Origin of the sequence: Neobacillus mesonae (genome assembly GCF_023715155.1) — a bacterium.
Classification (GTDB): Bacteria; Bacillota; Bacilli; order Bacillales; family Cytobacillaceae; genus Neobacillus; species Neobacillus mesonae_A.
In genome coordinates, this window is record NZ_JAMBNQ010000038.1 from 17,753 (window position 1) to 33,731 (window position 15,979).

Consider the following 15,979-nt stretch of genomic DNA (forward strand, 5'->3'; position numbering starts at 1 on the left):
TGGTATCAATTCAACTCATCGATTTGAACTATTTTAAGAATTTATGTAATTTCTTATCAATAATTAATGATACAAGTTATAATTAGAAATATGTAAACAGGAAAGGATGAAATGAATGAAAAAGCTGTCCTTGTTACTTTCCTCTATCCTGCTGCTTTTAATTGTATCTGGGTGTTCACCCAAAGAAGAACCCAATAATAAAGCAGAAACACTAAAGCAGAAGGTTGAATTAACCGTATCAGCAGCAGCGAGTTTGCAGGATGCTTTAAATGATATAAAAACAGACTTTGAAAAAAAATATGCAAATGTAAAAATTAATTATAACTTTGGTGGATCAGGAGCCCTTCAGCAGCAAATTTCACAAGGGGCACCGGTTGATCTTTTCCTCTCAGCAGCAGAGGATAAATTTGAACATTTGGTAAAAGACGGTCTCATTGAAAAAGAAAGTGGAACAAACCTCGTTGGAAATGAACTTGTTTTAGTTGTACCTAAAAATTCAAACAAGGAGATTCAGACATTTGAGGACCTGCCTAAAGCAGATAAAATTGCTGTCGGAATTCCGGAGTCGGTTCCGGCTGGACAATATGCAAAGGAAACATTAAAACAGATGCACATTTGGAATGCCGTTGATAAGAAACTGGTTTTTGCAAAAGATGTTCGGCAAGTACTTACATATGTAGAGACAAATAATGTGGATGCAGGAGTTGTATATAAAACAGATGCCTTAAGCTCACAAAAGGTAAGAATTGCTGCAATTGCCGGGGACAAAACACACGCACCCATTATTTATCCAGCAGGGGTGATCAAGGACAGTGCACACCCAAAGGAAGCACAGCAATTTTTTAAATTTCTTCAAAGCAAAGAATCACTTAAAACATTAGAAAAATACGGATTTAAAGGGCTGCATTAATCCGATGTCATTTGATTTTTGGTCACCTATTAAACTGTCCATAGAGATTGCTTCAATTTCTGGTTTCCTTGTTTTAATCTTCGGATTGATTTTCGGAAAATTGATGGCGAATAGAAACTTTAAAGGGAAAGTGCTCGTTGAAACAGGCCTTCTTCTGCCAATGGTTTTACCGCCAACGGTTGTGGGATTCCTATTGATCGTGATTTTTGGAAGAAATAGTCCGGTGGGACAAGTTCTAGAATGGCTCCTTCATCAGCCGCTTATGTTTACAAAATGGGCCGCTGTCATCGCTTCAGCCGTTGTGGCCTTTCCACTTATGTATCAATCCGCAAAAGCGGGATTTGAAGGAATTGATGAAGATATCGAGGATGCTGCCCGCGTTGACGGGGCGAATGAGCTTTCCTTATTTTTAACCATTTCCATTCCACTCGCCTTGAAATCAATTATATCTGGTGCTATCTTGAGCTTTGCCAGAGCATTGGGTGAGTTTGGTGCTACTTTAATGTTTGCCGGCAATATACCCGGTAAAACCCAAACCATTCCTACCGCCATTTACGTAGCTATTGACTCAGGAAATATGCACCTTGCCTGGCTATGGGTAGCGAGTATGATTGGCATTTCTCTTATAATGCTGGTATGTGTTCACTATACAAAATCATGAAAAAAGACACCTATCAAAATGACAGGTGTCTTCAATTTATTATTCGCCAGCAACAAATGGTAGTAATGCCATTTGACGAGCGCGTTTAATAGCAACAGTTAATTTACGTTGGTATTTAGCGCTTGTGCCAGTTACACGGCGTGGTAAGATTTTTCCACGTTCAGAGATAAACTTTTTAAGTAAATCTACATCTTTATAGTCAATTTTAGTAATGCCATTAGCTGTGAAATAGCACACTTTACGACGTTTTGCACGACCGCCTCTACGTCCTCCTGCCATGAAAATTCCCTCCTTTAGTTTTTAAATAATCCGTACTTAGTAGGGCTGTTAGAATGGAAGGTCATCATCAGAAATGTCAATTTGACCGCTTCCCGCAAATGGATCATCATCCACTCTTGTAAACCCTTGGTTGGAATTTTGTCGTTGATTCTGATTGCCGCCGCCAAACGAAGCTCCTTGAGATTCTCTTGGTGGAGCACCGTAAAAATCGCCGCCTCTTCCACTGCCGCCGCCAGAAGAGCCCTTGGGTTCAAGAAATTGAACACCTTCTGCTAAAACCTCTGTCACATAGACGCGGCGTCCATCTTGTCCTTCATAGTTACGGGTTTGAACACGACCGTCAACACCCGCCAAATTACCTTTTTTCAAATAGTTAGCGACGTTCTCAGCCTGCTTGCGCCAAACAACACAATTAATAAAGTCTGCTTCACGTTCACCCTGCTGATTTGAAAATGGACGATTGACTGCCAAAGAAAAGGTAGCAACAGCAATTCCGTTTGGCGTATAGCGTAATTCAGGATCCTTTGTTAAACGACCCACAAGCACGACACGATTAATCATCAGAATCAACTCCTTTTCCTCCCAAAATGTTCCATGTAGAACACTCTGGAAAAAATTTTATATCATTATCCAGCTTCAGCTCCCAACGGTCGCCTCCGCTTTTCATCTTAGTCTTCTTCTTTAATTACGATATGACGGATGATGTCTTCGCTAATTTTTGCAAGACGAGAAAATTCTTGCACTGCATCTGCTGAAGAAGTTGTTTTAACGATTTCGTAATAGCCATCACGGAAATCATTAATTTCATATGCAAGACGACGCTTGCCCCAATCTTTTGATTCAGCAGTTTCCGCACCATTATCAAGAAGAATTGTGTTAAAACGCTCAACAAGAGCCTTCTTTGTTTCATCTTCAATATTTGGGCGGATGATGTACATGATTTCGTACTTATTCATCACGGTCACCTCCTTTTGGTCTAAACGGCCCTTTAACGATAAAAAAGGGCAAGGAGCAATTTTCATTACTCACAAGTTGAAATTATAACATAGGACAATCCTAAAAGCAATGTTCTGCTCAAAAATAGCGGCCAGCTGTTAAATGGCTGGCCTGGTTTAAACGTATAAAAAAGAAATCTTGAACTTTGAAAATTGTCTAGCGCAAGCAGCCCCTCGAGGTTAAATAACCTGATGCTCTTAAGGTCAGAAGGCGCCTTTAAGTAATGGCCGCAGAACATTTGCTTGTCCGGGCTGAGCACAAAGGAAAGCTTCTAAGAGAATCTGCATCTTCGGAACAAGCAGTGCTTGTTCCGAAGGCGCTAATACTTTTTTTATTACACATTAAAACGAAAATGGATGACATCGCCGTCTTTTACTTCATACTCTTTTCCTTCCAGACGTACTTTTCCTGCTTCTTTGGCACCATTATAGCCTCCTGCATTGACTAGATCTTCAAAGGAGACGATTTCAGCACGGATGAAACCGCGTTCGAAGTCAGAGTGTATAATACCGGCACATTGCGGTGCTTTCATACCCTTTCTAAACGTCCAAGCACGAACTTCCTGTACACCGGCTGTAAAGTAAGTTGCAAGTCCAAGCAGGCTGTATGCAGCACGAATTAATTGATCAAGACCGGATTCGGCAATCCCCAGCTCTTCAAGGAACATTTGCTTTTCTTCCCCTTCCAGCTCGGCAATTTCCTCTTCAATCTTTGCACAAATGACAATTACTTCGGCATTTTCATTAGCTGCATATGCACGAACCTTCTTCACATATTCATTTTCAGAAGGATCTGCCACATCATCCTCATTGACATTGGCAACATAGAGGACAGGCTTAATGGTTAATAGATGTAAGTGTTTTACAATCTTCATTTGCTCTTCAGAAAATTCAACGGACCGTGCTGGTTTTTCTGCTTCAAAGGCCTCACGCAGTAAGGTAAGGACTTCAAATTCTGCTACCGAATCTTTATCCTTCTGCTTTGCCATTTTTTCTACACGGCCAATACGTTTTTCAACTGTTTCCATATCGGCAAGGATTAATTCCAAATTAATCGTTTCAATATCATCGATTGGATCTACTTTACCGGAAACATGAGTAATGTTTTCATCGGCAAAACAGCGGACCACCTGACAGATAGCATCTACTTCACGAATATGTGATAAAAATTTGTTGCCCAGCCCTTCACCTTTGCTTGCACCTTTTACAATTCCGGCAATATCAGTAAATTCAAAAGCGGTTGGTACGGTTTTTTTCGGCTGTACAAGTTCCGTTAATTTTTGCAGGCGGTAATCCGGCACCTCTACAATGCCAACATTTGGATCAATGGTACAGAAAGGGTAGTTTGCTGATTCCGCTCCAGCTTGTGTAATTGCATTAAATAAGGTCGACTTGCCAACGTTCGGCAGACCGACAATCCCAGCAGTTAAAGCCATGATACGTTCACTCCTCAAAAAATTATATCTATATTAAAAGTCATTGCTTCGCTTCTTAAATCCCTTCACAATTATAGGCATTTGTCAGGAAAAAAACAAGAAAACATCAGCTGCAGGAAACTCTTAGTCTGCCAATCATTCAAAAAATGTGAGCATACTTTAACAAATTTCTCTATTATATTAGCAAATATGGTAAAATTTATTATAAAATTATATCTAATATTGCCAAGTAGAGTGAAAAATATACATAAAAGTGTAAAAAATTGGAGGAGTAGTAATGAATAGCATAAACCAATCACGGGTGAAACAAAATCAAACCCGAGTTCCGGGAAAAACAGTAAAAAAAGCTATTATTCCTACATTCTGTTTTGCTGTCCTGTCAACAGTGGCCTTTCACGAAGCTGTGTTTGCGGAACAGCCCACAACAGTTCAAACCAGCATTAACAGCAAGATTGTAACTAAATATGTCAATATAGACGGCGGTTCGCTCAATTTAAGGCAAAGCGCTTCTACCAGCTCTGCCGTCGTTGCCTCCCTTTCTAAGGGGACAGCCGTTTCCGTTTACTCTGAGGCTAACGGTTGGGCCAAAATCAAAGCTAATGGAAAAGTGGGATATGTCAGCTCGAAATTCCTTTCCTCTGCTAATGCCGGCGGGCCTTCTAAGCAGCCTGCGGCCAGCGTTACCACTAAATATGTGGATATTAACGGCGGTTCGCTCAATCTTAGGCAAAGCGCTTCTACCAGCTCTGCCGTCGTTGCCTCCCTTTCTAAGGGGACAGCCGTTTCCGTTTACTCTGAGGCTAATGGTTGGGCCAAAATCAAAGCTAATGGAAAAGTGGGATATGTCAGCTCGAAATTCCTTTCCTCTGCCAATGCCGGCGGGCTTTCTAAGCAGCCTGCGGCCAGCGTTACTACTAAATATGTCAATATAGAGGGCGGCTCGCTCAATTTAAGGCAACGCGCTTCTACCAGCTCTGCCGTCGTTGCCTCCCTTTCCAAGGGGACAGCCGTTTCCGTTTACTCTGAGGCTAATGGTTGGGCCAAAATCAAAGCTAATGGGAAAGAAGGATATGTCAGTTCCAAATTCCTTTCCTCTGCTAATGCCAGCGGGCCTTCTAAGCAGCCTGCGGCCAGCTTTACTACTAAATATGTCAATATAGAGGGCGGCTCGCTCAATCTTAGGCAACGCGCTTCTACCAGCTCTGCCGTTGTTGCCTCCCTTTCTAAGGGGACAGCCATTTCCGTTTACTCTGAGGCTAACGGTTGGGCGAAGGTCAAGGCTAATGGGAAAGTGGGATATGTCAGCTCGAAATTCCTTTCCTCTGCTAATGCCGGCGGGCCTTCTAAGCAGCCTGCGGCCAGCGTTACTACTAAATATGTCAATATAGAGGGCGGCTCGCTCAATCTTAGGCAACGCGCTTCTACCAGCTCTGCCGTCGTTGCCTCCCTTTCCAAGGGGACAGCCGTTTCCGTTTACTCTGAGGCTAATGGATGGGCGAAGATCAAAGCTAATGGAAAAGTGGGATATGTCAGCTCGAAATTCCTTTCATCTGCTAATGCCGGCGGGCCTTCTAAGCAGCCTGCGGCCAGCGTTACTACTAAATATGTCAATATAGAGGGCGGCTCGCTCAATCTTAGGCAACGCGCTTCTACCAGCTCTGCCGTTGTTGCCTCCCTTTCTAAGGGGACAGCCGTTTCCGTTTACTCTGAGGCTAATGGATGGGCGAAGGTCAAGGCTAATGGGAAAGAAGGATATGTCAGCTCAAGTTTCCTCTCTTCAAAGGAATCCAATAGTACTTCCAAAGAAACAGCCAATACGCCTGCAGCCAAGTATGTAAATGTCACAAGCGGCGCGTTAAATATGCGGAATAAGCCTTCCCTTACAGCATCCATTATTATAAAGCTGGCAAAAGGAACAGCTGTAAAGGTATATTCCAATTCTGGAGGATGGGCTAAAATCGAAGTCTATGGAAAAACTGGGTATGTCAGTTCTGAATTTTTAGCAGATAAAAAACAAGGTAACACCAGCAATAGTTCTCCCCAGGAAGCAGCAAAGACAGAGACTAAATATGTAAATATTAATGCTGGCTCTAGTTTAAATGTTCGAAAAGGTCCATCAACTGGTTCAGCCATTTTGACCAAGCTGGAAAATAAGGCAGAAGTAAAGGCTCTAGAAGAAACGAATGGATGGACAAAAGTTCAGATAAACAAACAAATAGGTTATGTTAGCTCTGAATTTTTGGCCTCCAAGAACACTAATTCAAAACCGGCACAAAATGAAGAACCAAAGACAGAAACCAAATACGTCAATGTCAGCCTTGGATCATCACTAAATATGCGCACAATTCCTTCAACAGATGCATCTATCTTACTAAAATTAGCTAAAGGGGTGCAGGTTACTGTTTTCTCTGAAGAAAAAGGCTGGGCAAAGATTCAAGCTTACGGCAAGACAGGATATGTAAGTATAGATTTTCTGACTGCAGAAAAACCTCTACCAGGGTCCAATTCTTCATCTGAAAAAGACCCTGGCGAAGACTCAAATACTGATTCAAAAAACAATAATAATGATACAACAGAAAATACCCCTGCCCCGGGGACTAGTACTGATAACGGCTCAAGCAGCACTCCCGGTCCTGCCGCTGAAAATGGATCAAATCCAGCATCAAAGCCTGATACTGATACTGAACAAAATACAGAGCCGAGCGAACCAACCGCAGATGGAAAATATGTCAATGTTATTTATGGATCAAGTCTAAATATGAGAGACGCTGCATCCACTAAAGCTGCAATTATTACAAAATTAGCACGCGGCACCATTGTCAAGGTAAAATCGGAGGCAAATGGCTGGTCGCAAGTAGTGGCAAATGGCAAGACCGGTTATGTCAGTTCTCAATATTTATCAGATAAAGCACCATTTAATCCAAATACAGCAAGCGGGAATATTGAAAAACTGTATGAAAACTATGATATTAATCTGGAAGATATGACGAAATTGGAAATGGCCGCGAATCCGCAGACAGATAAAAAATATGATACATACATTCGATCTGATGCACTCATCTTAACAAGCCCTGCAAGCGGCACGGTAAACGGCATTGGGTGGAATATAAGAGGCGGCGCCGGTGCAAACTTTTGGAATGTAGGACAGGTAAATAATAAAGAAACACTGCAGATTCTCGGAAAAGTAAAGGGAAATGATGGATATGACTGGTATAAGGTGGCTTATAATAGAACTTGGGTTAATGCCAGCCCAGAGGACGTCAACTACTATATTAATCCAAAAAATTTCCTAAATAATACAGCTGATTCTCTGCAATTTTTAAAATTGTCAAAAACAACAAGCCTTAGTGTTAAAGAAGTAAATGAGCGGGTTTTATCAGGAAAAGGCATTTTACAAGGTCAGGCTTCCACCTTTATGACCGCTGGAGAAAAATACGGTGTGAATGAGATGTATTTAATTTCTCATGCACTATTGGAAACCAGTAATGGAAGTTCCATACTGGCAAAAGGTGTAAAAGTGAATGGAAAAACCGTTTATAACATGTATGGAATTGGTGCCTTTGATTCCGACCCTATCAATACCGGCGCCCAATTCGCTTACAATTCCGGCTGGTTCACACCTGAAGCGGCAATTATTGGCGGAGCACGATTTATTGCCAATGGCTATATTAATGCAGGCCAGGACACCCTATACAAAATGAAGTGGAACCCGAAAACTACTGTATCCACTGGTAAGGCATCACATCAGTATGCAACAGATATAGGCTGGGCAGCAAAACAAGTATATCAAATGCATAATTTATATAGTTTAGTAGATTCATATAAACTAGTATTAGAGATTCCAAAATATAATTAGTAGAACCTTATCCCATAGGATGAACCCTATGGGATATTTTAGTGTGTTGAGGGATACTCGTAAAACATAATAGTATTTTTCTAAAAGTTGTATTATCCTTGTTACAAAGTAAGCTTTCTTAAGGGGTGATACGGGTGAAGAGAGTAATGAAGGCATCCTGTCCATTAAACTGCTGGGATAACTGCGGCTTTCTTGTAACAGTTGAAAATGACCGGGTAACGAAAATTGAAGGAGACCCTGATCATCCAATTACCAAAGGGAAAATCTGCGGCCGAGGCAGGATGCTTGAAACCAGAACAAATTCATCTGACCGTTTACTATATCCCTTAAAAAAGGTAAATGGACGATTTGAACAAATTTCCTGGGAACAAGCACTTAATGAAATTGCTGCTAAATTATCGGAAGTCAAAGAAAAGTATGGAACAACATCTGTCCTGCACAGTCATGATTATTCCAATAATGGAATATTAAAAAACATTGACCAGCGTTTCTTCAATTGCTATGGCGGAGTTACTGAAATTTATGGTTCACTCTGCTGGGGTTCAGGAATCGAGGCGCAAAAATGGGACTTCGGCAATGCTCTAAGCCATGAGCCTCATGATCTATTTAACAGTAAAAATATCATTATTTGGGGACGTAATGTAGCACGCACCAATATGCACTTTTACGAAAATCTGCTAAAAGCCAAAAAACAAGGTGCCAAACTATATGTGATTGACCCGCTCTATAATGCAACAGCAAAAATGGCTGATGAACATATCACAATCAAGCCTGGAATGGATGGGATTTTAGCTGCTGGAGTCATCAAGGAAATCCTGCGTTTAGGGCTGGAGGACCGTGCATTTATTGAGGAATTCACCTATGGATTTTCCGATTTAGCACATCTCCTTGATGGTATTTCTCTTAAAAAAATAAGCGAAATGACCGAAGTATCTGCTGAAGTCATAACAATGCTCGCCCGTATTTATGCGGACAAACCATCTTCCACGTTTATGGGGCTGGGTATGCAGCGATATAAAAATGGCGGCAATACCATCCGCCTGATTGATGCCCTCGCTGCGGTCAGCGGCAATGTCGGCATTCCCGGCGGCGGTGCTAATTATGCCAATCTTCAAGTTGGCCAAAGCTTTGCATTTGAAGAGCTGACCCTTCCAAACCGCCGAACAGACACGCGCCAGTTTTCCATCATGAAACAGGCCGAAAAAGTTTTAACGGCGAAGGGTCCAGAAATTAGAATGATTATTGTTACTTGCGGCAACCCGCTGACCCAGGTTCCTGATTCTACAATGGTAGAAAGGGCCTTCACCTCAGTAGAAACATTGGTTGTCATTGATCAGTTCATGACTGATACAGCAAAACTAGCTGATTATGTGCTGCCGGCAACAACTGCCTTTGAGGAGGAAGATTTCTATTATTCCTCCATGTATCATCACTATGTCAATTATGGACCTAAGCTTGTTCAAGAAGCACCTGGTGAAGCCAAATCAGATTTGTGGATTTGGACGCAGCTTGCAAGTTTGCTTGGCTTTGGCGCTGATTTTGATTTTACAAGAGATGAATGGCTGAACATGGCCCTTAAGCCGCTTCAGGAAAAAGGAATGACACTGGAATCATTAAAGAAAAATGGGACATTAGAACTGCCAGTGGAAAAAATCCCTTGGCAGAATCGAAAATTCAAAACACCTACAGGTAAATTTGAATTCACCTCTATTTTAGGGCAGCAAAAAAGCGGCTCTGGCTTGTTAACGCTGGCTGTTCCAGATGAATCAAAATGGTCTAATCAAGAACATGCTGAAAAATACCCATATAACCTTTTAACCATTCACCCTCTGCGGTCCAATCACTCACAGAATTACCACTTGCTCGGCGGGCAAATAAAGCCAAAGGTGGAAGTTGCCAAAAATATTGCAGAAGATTTAGGACTGATACAAGGGGATGAAGTAAGAGTATGGAATGACCGTGGTGAAATCAAAGGTGCTATTTCCATCCTCCCTGCAGCCCATCCCAATACCATTAATATCGATGAAGGGATTTGGAGGCAGTTTGGCGGTCCGGTAAATAATCTGACTTCAAGCCGTGAATCTGACAATGGCTTAGGAAGCACCCTATATGACTGTCTCGTCAATCTTGAAAAAATATAAACTAACAACAACGCTCAGGGATTTTTCTGAGCGTTATTTATGTTCCAGGAAATGAAGCAGCTGGATGCTGCGTGCAAAAAAAAGAAGCATGAAAGATTATTCTTCATGCTTCACTAAAATTTTTTTCATTTTCCGGGAAAACTCTTTTCTTGGAATCATAACACTGTGGCCGCAGCCTTCACATTTAATCCGGATATCCATGCCCATGCGAATAACTTTCCAACGGTTTGTCCCACATGGATGCTGCTTTTTCATTTCCACCACATCGTTCAATCCAAATTCCTTCTGCTCCATCCTGATCACCCCTTCTTTAGTGTTTCAGTTATCCATATACACCAGTACCTTTATTACATTTCACCTTCTGAATACATAACATATTTCGGGACTGGAACTTTAATTCCATTTTGTTCTAAAACGACCTTGATATCCTTGCGCATAGCTCTTGCAATACCCCAATGCTCCATTGGCTGCGTTTCTGCGGTAACCCGCAATACTACTTCAGTAGGCCCCATTGTTTGTACACCTAATAGCGATGGGACACCAATCATTCCTTTATAATGGCCTGGCATCATTTGAATAGCTTCTTCAATCACCCTTTGTGCATTTTCAATATCCTCACCATAAGAAATAGCAATATCCACAACAGCAACACTATTATTTAAAGAGAAGTTTGTAACCCGTGAAATACTTCCGTTTGGTAAGATATGTACCTCACCCGTCCAGCTCTTTATAATGGTTGTCCTCAAACCTATCGCTTCCACAGTGCCTTCAATTCCCTCAATTCGAATATAGTCGCCAACTGAAAATTGGTCCTCAAATATAATAAAAAATCCTGAAATGATATCCTTTACCAAACTTTGTGCGCCAAAGCCGACAGCCAGTCCAACCACTCCAGCACCAGCAATCAGTGCTTTAACATCTATTCCTAAAACGGAAAGAACCATCATAATTGCGATAAAATACACTACATAGGTAAGTGTATTATCCAAAAGCTTAGCTAATGTTTCTTCACGCCGCCCTGATTTATTCAATGGGGAAAGATTTCTTAGTTTAAAAATATTATGAATCGCTACTTTGCCAATTCGTATAATGATATTGGCAATAAGCAAGATAATAAGAATCTTTAATACCCCTTCACCTAGGCTCATCCATGTATCTTCATCTTTAAATTTATCAATTATATTCTTTTTGAACCCCTTTTCCGTTGTAATATCCATTTATACACCTTCTTTCAAGACTTACATACATCCTCTATTTTATCAATTTTTATATATAGAGAATAGCAATGTGTTTTTTAGTTTTTCCAACTCTTCAAAAAGGTTGTATAAATGACAGGGCCTTATGAACTGTTACAGCCCACCACCCGGTAAGTTTTTATTTATCCATGTATAGATATTCAAAATTTTCCGTATAATGTTAAGGATATATATCGATCTCTGTTAAGGGGTGGACGAATGAATCTGAAAGCGCACTTTTTCGATAAACGAAATAAAATGCAAATCACTCATGATGATGATTTTGCTTCTCAAAATCTTGCTGCTGAATTACTAGCAAATATTCCAGCTATAACCAGCCGCCCAATAGTGTTTATCTGTATTGGAACTGACCGCTCCACAGGCGATTCATTAGGCCCGCTGATTGGTACACTGCTGGAGGAAAAAAGGCTAAAATCATTTTATGTATATGGAACTCTTGATCAACCCATCCATGCAGTCAATCTTGAAGATAAACTAAAAGAAATTCAAATGAAACATAGGAATCCATATATTATTGGGATTGATGCCTGTTTGGGTCGAACAAAAAATGTTGGTGTCATTCAAGTTGGAAACGGCCCAGTAAAGCCGGGCGCCGGGGTAAATAAGGAACTTCCCGCAGTCGGCGAACTTCACATTACAGGAATTGTTAATGTGAGTGGTTTCATGGAATTCTTCGTATTACAAAATACCCGTTTAAACTTAGTCATGAAAATGGCTAAAACCATTGCCGAAGGGATTTATTTAGCAGGCCTGCTTTACCAAAAGACTGCCATTACAGAACAAGAAAAGACCAATTGAAAGGGTACCCCATTATTCACCAGACGGGGTACCCTTTTTTTAAACATTATATAGGATTGTTACAATGATTCCAACTACAATGATGCCTGGCAGAAGGTTAGCAACTTTGACCTTTGTTAAGCCAACTAGGTTTAACCCAATGGCAAAAATCATAATACCGCCTGCTGCCGTCATTTCTGTAATAAATTGTTCCATCAAGACTTTCGGCACAAATTGATTAATCTGGGTTGCAAACAAAGCAATAAGACCTTCATACAATACAACAGGAACAGCAGAAAATATTACACCAATTCCAAGTGTTGTTGAAAGAATTAACGCTGTAAAGCCATCAATAATAGATTTCGTGTACAATACATCATGATCACCGCGGATGCCGCTGTCTAAGGCGCCAATAATGGCCATAGCACCGATAACAAAGATTAAAGTGGCCGTTACAAATCCTTCTGAAATACTGCCCTTTCCGCTTAATCCAACCTTTGTCTCAAGCCATTTTCCTAGATCATTTAATTTATCCTCTAACTTCAGCCATTCTCCTATTACCGCCCCTAAAACAAGACTGATAATGACAATGAGGAAATTCCCGCTCTTTAGGCCCATTTGCAGCCCTAAAACCATCACTGAGAGGCCAATCGCATACATCACTGTATTTTTCATTCCTTCAGGGATGCGGTTTAACAGCCTTCCCAGCATCGTGCCGATAATAATCAATAATCCATTTACAAGTGTTCCTAGTAAAAACATAACAAAATATTCCCCTTCATAAGTAAAACATAAGTGCCTGCGATAATTATTCTTTTGCTGCTCTTATTGGCCAGCCCCGACCAGCAAATTCCTTTACTTTTAAAAAAATAAACCATCCTAATAGATGGTCTTACAGTGAGTCATGATCCTGCCCGAGAATTTCCAGAATCCGTTCCAGATCGTCATTTGAGAAAAATTCAATTTCAATTTTCCCCTTATTTTTGTTCTGCTTAATCGTAACAGACGTACCAAACCGTTCGCGGAGGGAGTGTTCCCTCTCCATAATAAAGACGTCCTTTTTCTTTTCCGGCTTCTTTGTTTCACGTGGAACATTTTCATTTAATTCCTGAATCCATTTTTCCAATTGGCGTACATTCATAGATTCTTTGATGACCTTTTCAACTACCATCGGCAGGCTGGCCTTTTTCCTTAATCCTAACAAGGCACGTCCGTGGCCCATAGATATTTTGTCGTCCGCAATGAGTTCTTGAATTTTAGGAGGAAGGGATAATAAGCGGATATGGTTTGCAACATGCGGACGGCTTTTTCCTAAGCGCTTCGCCACTTCTTCCTGGGTCAGCTTCAACTTATCCATCAAAGTTTGATAGGCTTGTCCTTCTTCAATCGGATTCAAATCTTCCCGCTGCAGGTTTTCAATAACAGCCAGTTCCATCATTTGCTGTTCTGTAAACTCCCTTACAACAGCAGGTACACTAGTGAGCTTTGCTTCCTTTGCTGCACGGAAGCGGCGTTCCCCGACAACAATCTCATAGCCTTTAATACTCTTTCTAACAATCAACGGCTGCAAAATCCCATGCTCCAGGATAGAATCCTTTAATTCATCAATGGCTTCTTGCTGAAAGAACTTCCGCGGCTGATAGGGATTAGGCCTTAATTCCTTAATCTTAATCTCTTGAACCGCTTCTTCTTTATCAGGTTCCATGTTGGAGAAAAACGCATCCAATCCCTTTCCTAACCCTTTCCCCAATCCTTTAGCCATTTTTGACCACTTCCTTTGCCAAATCTAAATACACTTCAGCTCCACGGGACTTTGCATCATACGTAATAATCGGCTCCCCATGGCTCGGTGCCTCACTTAGACGAACATTACGTGGAATAATCGTTTTATATACCTTATCTTGAAAGTATTTTTTAACTTCTTCGATTACCTGTATTCCAAGATTGGTCCTGGCATCCAACATGGTTAACAGAACACCTTCAATTTTTAAATTCTTATTTAAATGTTTTTGCACCAGTCTTACAGTATTCAGCAGCTGGCTCAATCCCTCTAAGGCGTAGTATTCGCATTGGACGGGAATGATAACTGAATCAGAAGCTGTTAATGCATTAAGGGTCAACAGGCCTAATGATGGAGGGCAATCAATAATAACATAATCAAATTGATCCTTTACTTCCTCAAGGGCCCTTTTTAAACGGACTTCTCTTGATATAGTTGGGACAAGTTCAATTTCTGCACCTGCCAGCTGAATGGTTGCAGGTATAGCGTACAAATTCTCAATAACAGTTGGTAAAATGACATCTTTTGCCTCTACATCATCTACTAAAACATCATATACACATTGCTCGACAACTGCCTTTTCAATTCCAATCCCGCTTGTTGCATTTCCCTGCGGATCTATGTCTACTAATAAGACTCGTTTGCCGATATATGCTAAACAGGCGCCTAGGTTGACAGAGGTCGTTGTTTTACCAACTCCACCTTTTTGATTCGCGATTGAAAGGATTTTACCCACGTTGTCACCCACCCTTTACCTCTAAAAAAATATGATTCTAGCAAATTTAAATCTGCTATCATCCCTAAAAAAATAAAATTCCATTTCTCTATTTTACCATGAAACCAACGGGTTGTTTATTTTTTTCCAAGAAATATTCGGTTAAAAGAGAGAAATTGGATAATTATTCTAAAAAATAAGAACCAAACAAATTAGTTGTCTGGTTCCTTGTTATCTCGTCTATTACTTTTTCTTTGGGATTTTTATGGTAAATTGGTAGAAATCATCAAATTCTTCTTCTTCTGAATCAAGATTAATACCGCTGTCGGTTACCATTGATAATGATTGGCGTATGGTATTAACAGCAATTCTCATATCTTTACTGAAAGCTTTTCGCTTTGGTTTTGGTTTTGTTGTTTTTTCTTCCAGCATTTTTGCCACTCGGTCTTCTGTTTGCTTTACATTGAAATTTTTCTCAATGATTTCAGCAAGCAGTGCTGTTTGTTTTTCCGGGTCTTTAAGCGGAATAAGGGCACGTGCGTGACGCTCCGTTATCGCTTTTTTCAGTAAGGCATCTTGAACAGTCTGCGGTAATTTAAGAAGCCTCAGCTTATTGGCAACAGTCGACTGCCCCTTTCCTAAGCGCTGTGCTAACGCCTCCTGGGTCAAATTATGCAGTTCTAACAGCCTGCCATAAGCAATAGCCTCCTCAATTGGAGACAATTCTTCCCGCTGCAGGTTCTCAATTAAGGCAACAGATGCCGTTTCCGTATCCGTCATGTCCTTTATGATGGCTGGAGCCTCCGTCCAACCTAGCTTTTTCATGGCTCTCCAGCGTCGTTCACCGGCAATAATTTCAAATTGATCCTTGGCAAACTCCCTGACAACAATCGGCTGGATAATCCCATGTATATGAATGGTTCGCGATAATTCCTCAATTTTATCTTCATCAAAAATGGTTCGCGGCTGAAAACGGTTAGGAGCAATTTGATCAATCGGTATTTTTTTGATTTCCTCATTTCGCTCCACATTCAACTCTTGTTCCAGCTCAACCGTTTGTTCTTCTTTGTCACCGAGGCCAAAAAAGCGTGTAAACGAACTCTTCATCCCCAACACCACCTTTCGAAACTCCCTATTACTTATTCTCTATTTAAATGAATTCTTCCTGCTAAG

15 protein-coding genes are annotated in these 15,979 nt (G+C 40.9%); 5 read left to right on the forward strand and 10 right to left on the reverse strand.

The window, feature by feature from the left end:
• The first annotated feature begins 115 nt into the window (after nucleotides 1-115).
• Both modA and modB read left to right on the forward strand, forming a co-directional pair.
• Nucleotides 116-910, forward strand: a complete 795-nt coding sequence (modA, locus tag M3183_RS21795) for a molybdate ABC transporter substrate-binding protein (protein ID WP_251472932.1) — start codon at nucleotides 116-118, stop codon at nucleotides 908-910.
• 4 nt (nucleotides 911-914) lie between these two features.
• Nucleotides 915-1,571 carry a molybdate ABC transporter permease subunit gene (modB, locus tag M3183_RS21800; protein WP_251472933.1) on the forward strand — a complete coding sequence of 219 codons (657 nt, stop codon included), beginning with the start codon at nucleotides 915-917 and terminating at the stop codon, nucleotides 1,569-1,571.
• Nucleotides 1,572-1,610: 39 nt separating this feature from the next.
• Here the strand turns inward: modB and rpsR are convergent, their stop codons facing one another.
• The 4 genes from rpsR to ychF all read right to left on the reverse strand — a co-directional run bounded on the left by rpsR (nucleotide 1,611) and on the right by ychF (nucleotide 4,281).
• Nucleotides 1,611-1,850, reverse strand: coding sequence for a 30S ribosomal protein S18 (gene rpsR, locus M3183_RS21805; protein ID WP_251472935.1), 240 nt, complete (start codon nucleotides 1,848-1,850; stop codon nucleotides 1,611-1,613).
• A 48-nt stretch (nucleotides 1,851-1,898) separates the two neighbouring features.
• Nucleotides 1,899-2,411: a single-stranded DNA-binding protein gene (gene ssb / locus M3183_RS21810; RefSeq protein WP_251472938.1), complete on the reverse strand. Its 513-nt coding sequence runs from the start codon at nucleotides 2,409-2,411 to the stop codon at nucleotides 1,899-1,901.
• Nucleotides 2,412-2,518: 107 nt separating this feature from the next.
• Nucleotides 2,519-2,806, reverse strand: a complete 288-nt coding sequence (gene rpsF / locus M3183_RS21815; protein WP_251472940.1) for a 30S ribosomal protein S6 — start codon at nucleotides 2,804-2,806, stop codon at nucleotides 2,519-2,521.
• Nucleotides 2,807-3,180: 374 nt separating this feature from the next.
• Entirely contained in the window at nucleotides 3,181-4,281 is a 1,101-nt protein-coding gene (gene ychF / locus M3183_RS21820) for a redox-regulated ATPase YchF (protein WP_251472943.1), read from the reverse strand.
• A 277-nt stretch (nucleotides 4,282-4,558) separates the two neighbouring features.
• Here ychF and M3183_RS21825 point away from each other — a divergent pair, with 277 nt between their 5' ends.
• Entirely contained in the window at nucleotides 4,559-8,137 is a 3,579-nt protein-coding gene (locus M3183_RS21825) for an SH3 domain-containing protein (RefSeq protein ID WP_251472945.1), read from the forward strand.
• Nucleotides 8,138-8,283: 146 nt separating this feature from the next.
• Entirely contained in the window at nucleotides 8,284-10,278 is a 1,995-nt protein-coding gene (locus M3183_RS21830; RefSeq protein ID WP_251472976.1) for a molybdopterin-dependent oxidoreductase, read from the forward strand.
• A 96-nt stretch (nucleotides 10,279-10,374) separates the two neighbouring features.
• On the opposite strand, the gene M3183_RS21835 is transcribed toward M3183_RS21830, so the two are convergent.
• Together M3183_RS21835 and M3183_RS21840 are read right to left on the reverse strand one after the other, a co-directional pair.
• Nucleotides 10,375-10,572, reverse strand: a complete 198-nt coding sequence (locus tag M3183_RS21835) for a DUF951 domain-containing protein (RefSeq protein WP_251472948.1) — start codon at nucleotides 10,570-10,572, stop codon at nucleotides 10,375-10,377.
• A gap of 53 nt (nucleotides 10,573-10,625) precedes the next feature.
• A complete protein-coding gene (locus M3183_RS21840) occupies nucleotides 10,626-11,495 on the reverse strand; it encodes a mechanosensitive ion channel family protein (RefSeq protein WP_251472949.1) in 870 nt (289 codons plus the stop codon).
• A gap of 237 nt (nucleotides 11,496-11,732) precedes the next feature.
• Here M3183_RS21840 and yyaC point away from each other — a divergent pair, with 237 nt between their 5' ends.
• On the forward strand, nucleotides 11,733-12,332 hold the full coding sequence (gene yyaC / locus M3183_RS21845; RefSeq protein ID WP_251472951.1) for a spore protease YyaC: 600 nt from the start codon (nucleotides 11,733-11,735) through the stop codon (nucleotides 12,330-12,332).
• A 39-nt stretch (nucleotides 12,333-12,371) separates the two neighbouring features.
• On the opposite strand, the gene M3183_RS21850 is transcribed toward yyaC, so the two are convergent.
• The 4 genes from M3183_RS21850 to noc all read right to left on the reverse strand — a co-directional run bounded on the left by M3183_RS21850 (nucleotide 12,372) and on the right by noc (nucleotide 15,913).
• Complete coding sequence (locus tag M3183_RS21850; protein ID WP_251472952.1) at nucleotides 12,372-13,073, reverse strand: DUF554 domain-containing protein; 702 nt, start codon at nucleotides 13,071-13,073, stop codon at nucleotides 12,372-12,374.
• A gap of 130 nt (nucleotides 13,074-13,203) precedes the next feature.
• The gene (locus M3183_RS21855; protein ID WP_251472977.1) at nucleotides 13,204-14,061 is read right to left on the reverse strand and encodes a ParB/RepB/Spo0J family partition protein; all 858 of its coding nucleotides are present in this window, start codon (nucleotides 14,059-14,061) and stop codon (nucleotides 13,204-13,206) included.
• A gap of 4 nt (nucleotides 14,062-14,065) precedes the next feature.
• Nucleotides 14,066-14,827 (reverse strand): ParA family protein, encoded by a 762-nt coding sequence (locus M3183_RS21860; protein ID WP_251472953.1) that lies wholly within the window; start codon nucleotides 14,825-14,827, stop codon nucleotides 14,066-14,068.
• A gap of 222 nt (nucleotides 14,828-15,049) precedes the next feature.
• Nucleotides 15,050-15,913: a nucleoid occlusion protein gene (noc, locus tag M3183_RS21865; RefSeq protein ID WP_251472954.1), complete on the reverse strand. Its 864-nt coding sequence runs from the start codon at nucleotides 15,911-15,913 to the stop codon at nucleotides 15,050-15,052.
• Between the last annotated feature and the right edge of the window lie 66 nt (nucleotides 15,914-15,979).

Coding starts and splice junctions, on each gene's coding strand:
- modA (WP_251472932.1), top strand. CDS start 116: ATGAAAAAGCTGTCCTTGTTACTTTCCTCTATCCTGCTGCTTTTAATT.
- modB (WP_251472933.1), top strand. CDS start 915: ATGTCATTTGATTTTTGGTCACCTATTAAACTGTCCATAGAGATTGCT.
- rpsR (WP_251472935.1), bottom strand. CDS start 1,850: ATGGCAGGAGGACGTAGAGGCGGTCGTGCAAAACGTCGTAAAGTGTGC.
- ssb (WP_251472938.1), bottom strand. CDS start 2,411: ATGATTAATCGTGTCGTGCTTGTGGGTCGTTTAACAAAGGATCCTGAA.
- rpsF (WP_251472940.1), bottom strand. CDS start 2,806: ATGAATAAGTACGAAATCATGTACATCATCCGCCCAAATATTGAAGAT.
- ychF (WP_251472943.1), bottom strand. CDS start 4,281: ATGGCTTTAACTGCTGGGATTGTCGGTCTGCCGAACGTTGGCAAGTCG.
- M3183_RS21825 (WP_251472945.1), top strand. CDS start 4,559: ATGAATAGCATAAACCAATCACGGGTGAAACAAAATCAAACCCGAGTT.
- M3183_RS21830 (WP_251472976.1), top strand. CDS start 8,284: ATGAAGGCATCCTGTCCATTAAACTGCTGGGATAACTGCGGCTTTCTT.
- M3183_RS21835 (WP_251472948.1), bottom strand. CDS start 10,572: ATGGAGCAGAAGGAATTTGGATTGAACGATGTGGTGGAAATGAAAAAG.
- M3183_RS21840 (WP_251472949.1), bottom strand. CDS start 11,495: ATGGATATTACAACGGAAAAGGGGTTCAAAAAGAATATAATTGATAAA.
- yyaC (WP_251472951.1), top strand. CDS start 11,733: ATGAATCTGAAAGCGCACTTTTTCGATAAACGAAATAAAATGCAAATC.
- M3183_RS21850 (WP_251472952.1), bottom strand. CDS start 13,073: ATGTTTTTACTAGGAACACTTGTAAATGGATTATTGATTATTATCGGC.
- noc (WP_251472954.1), bottom strand. CDS start 15,913: ATGAAGAGTTCGTTTACACGCTTTTTTGGCCTCGGTGACAAAGAAGAA.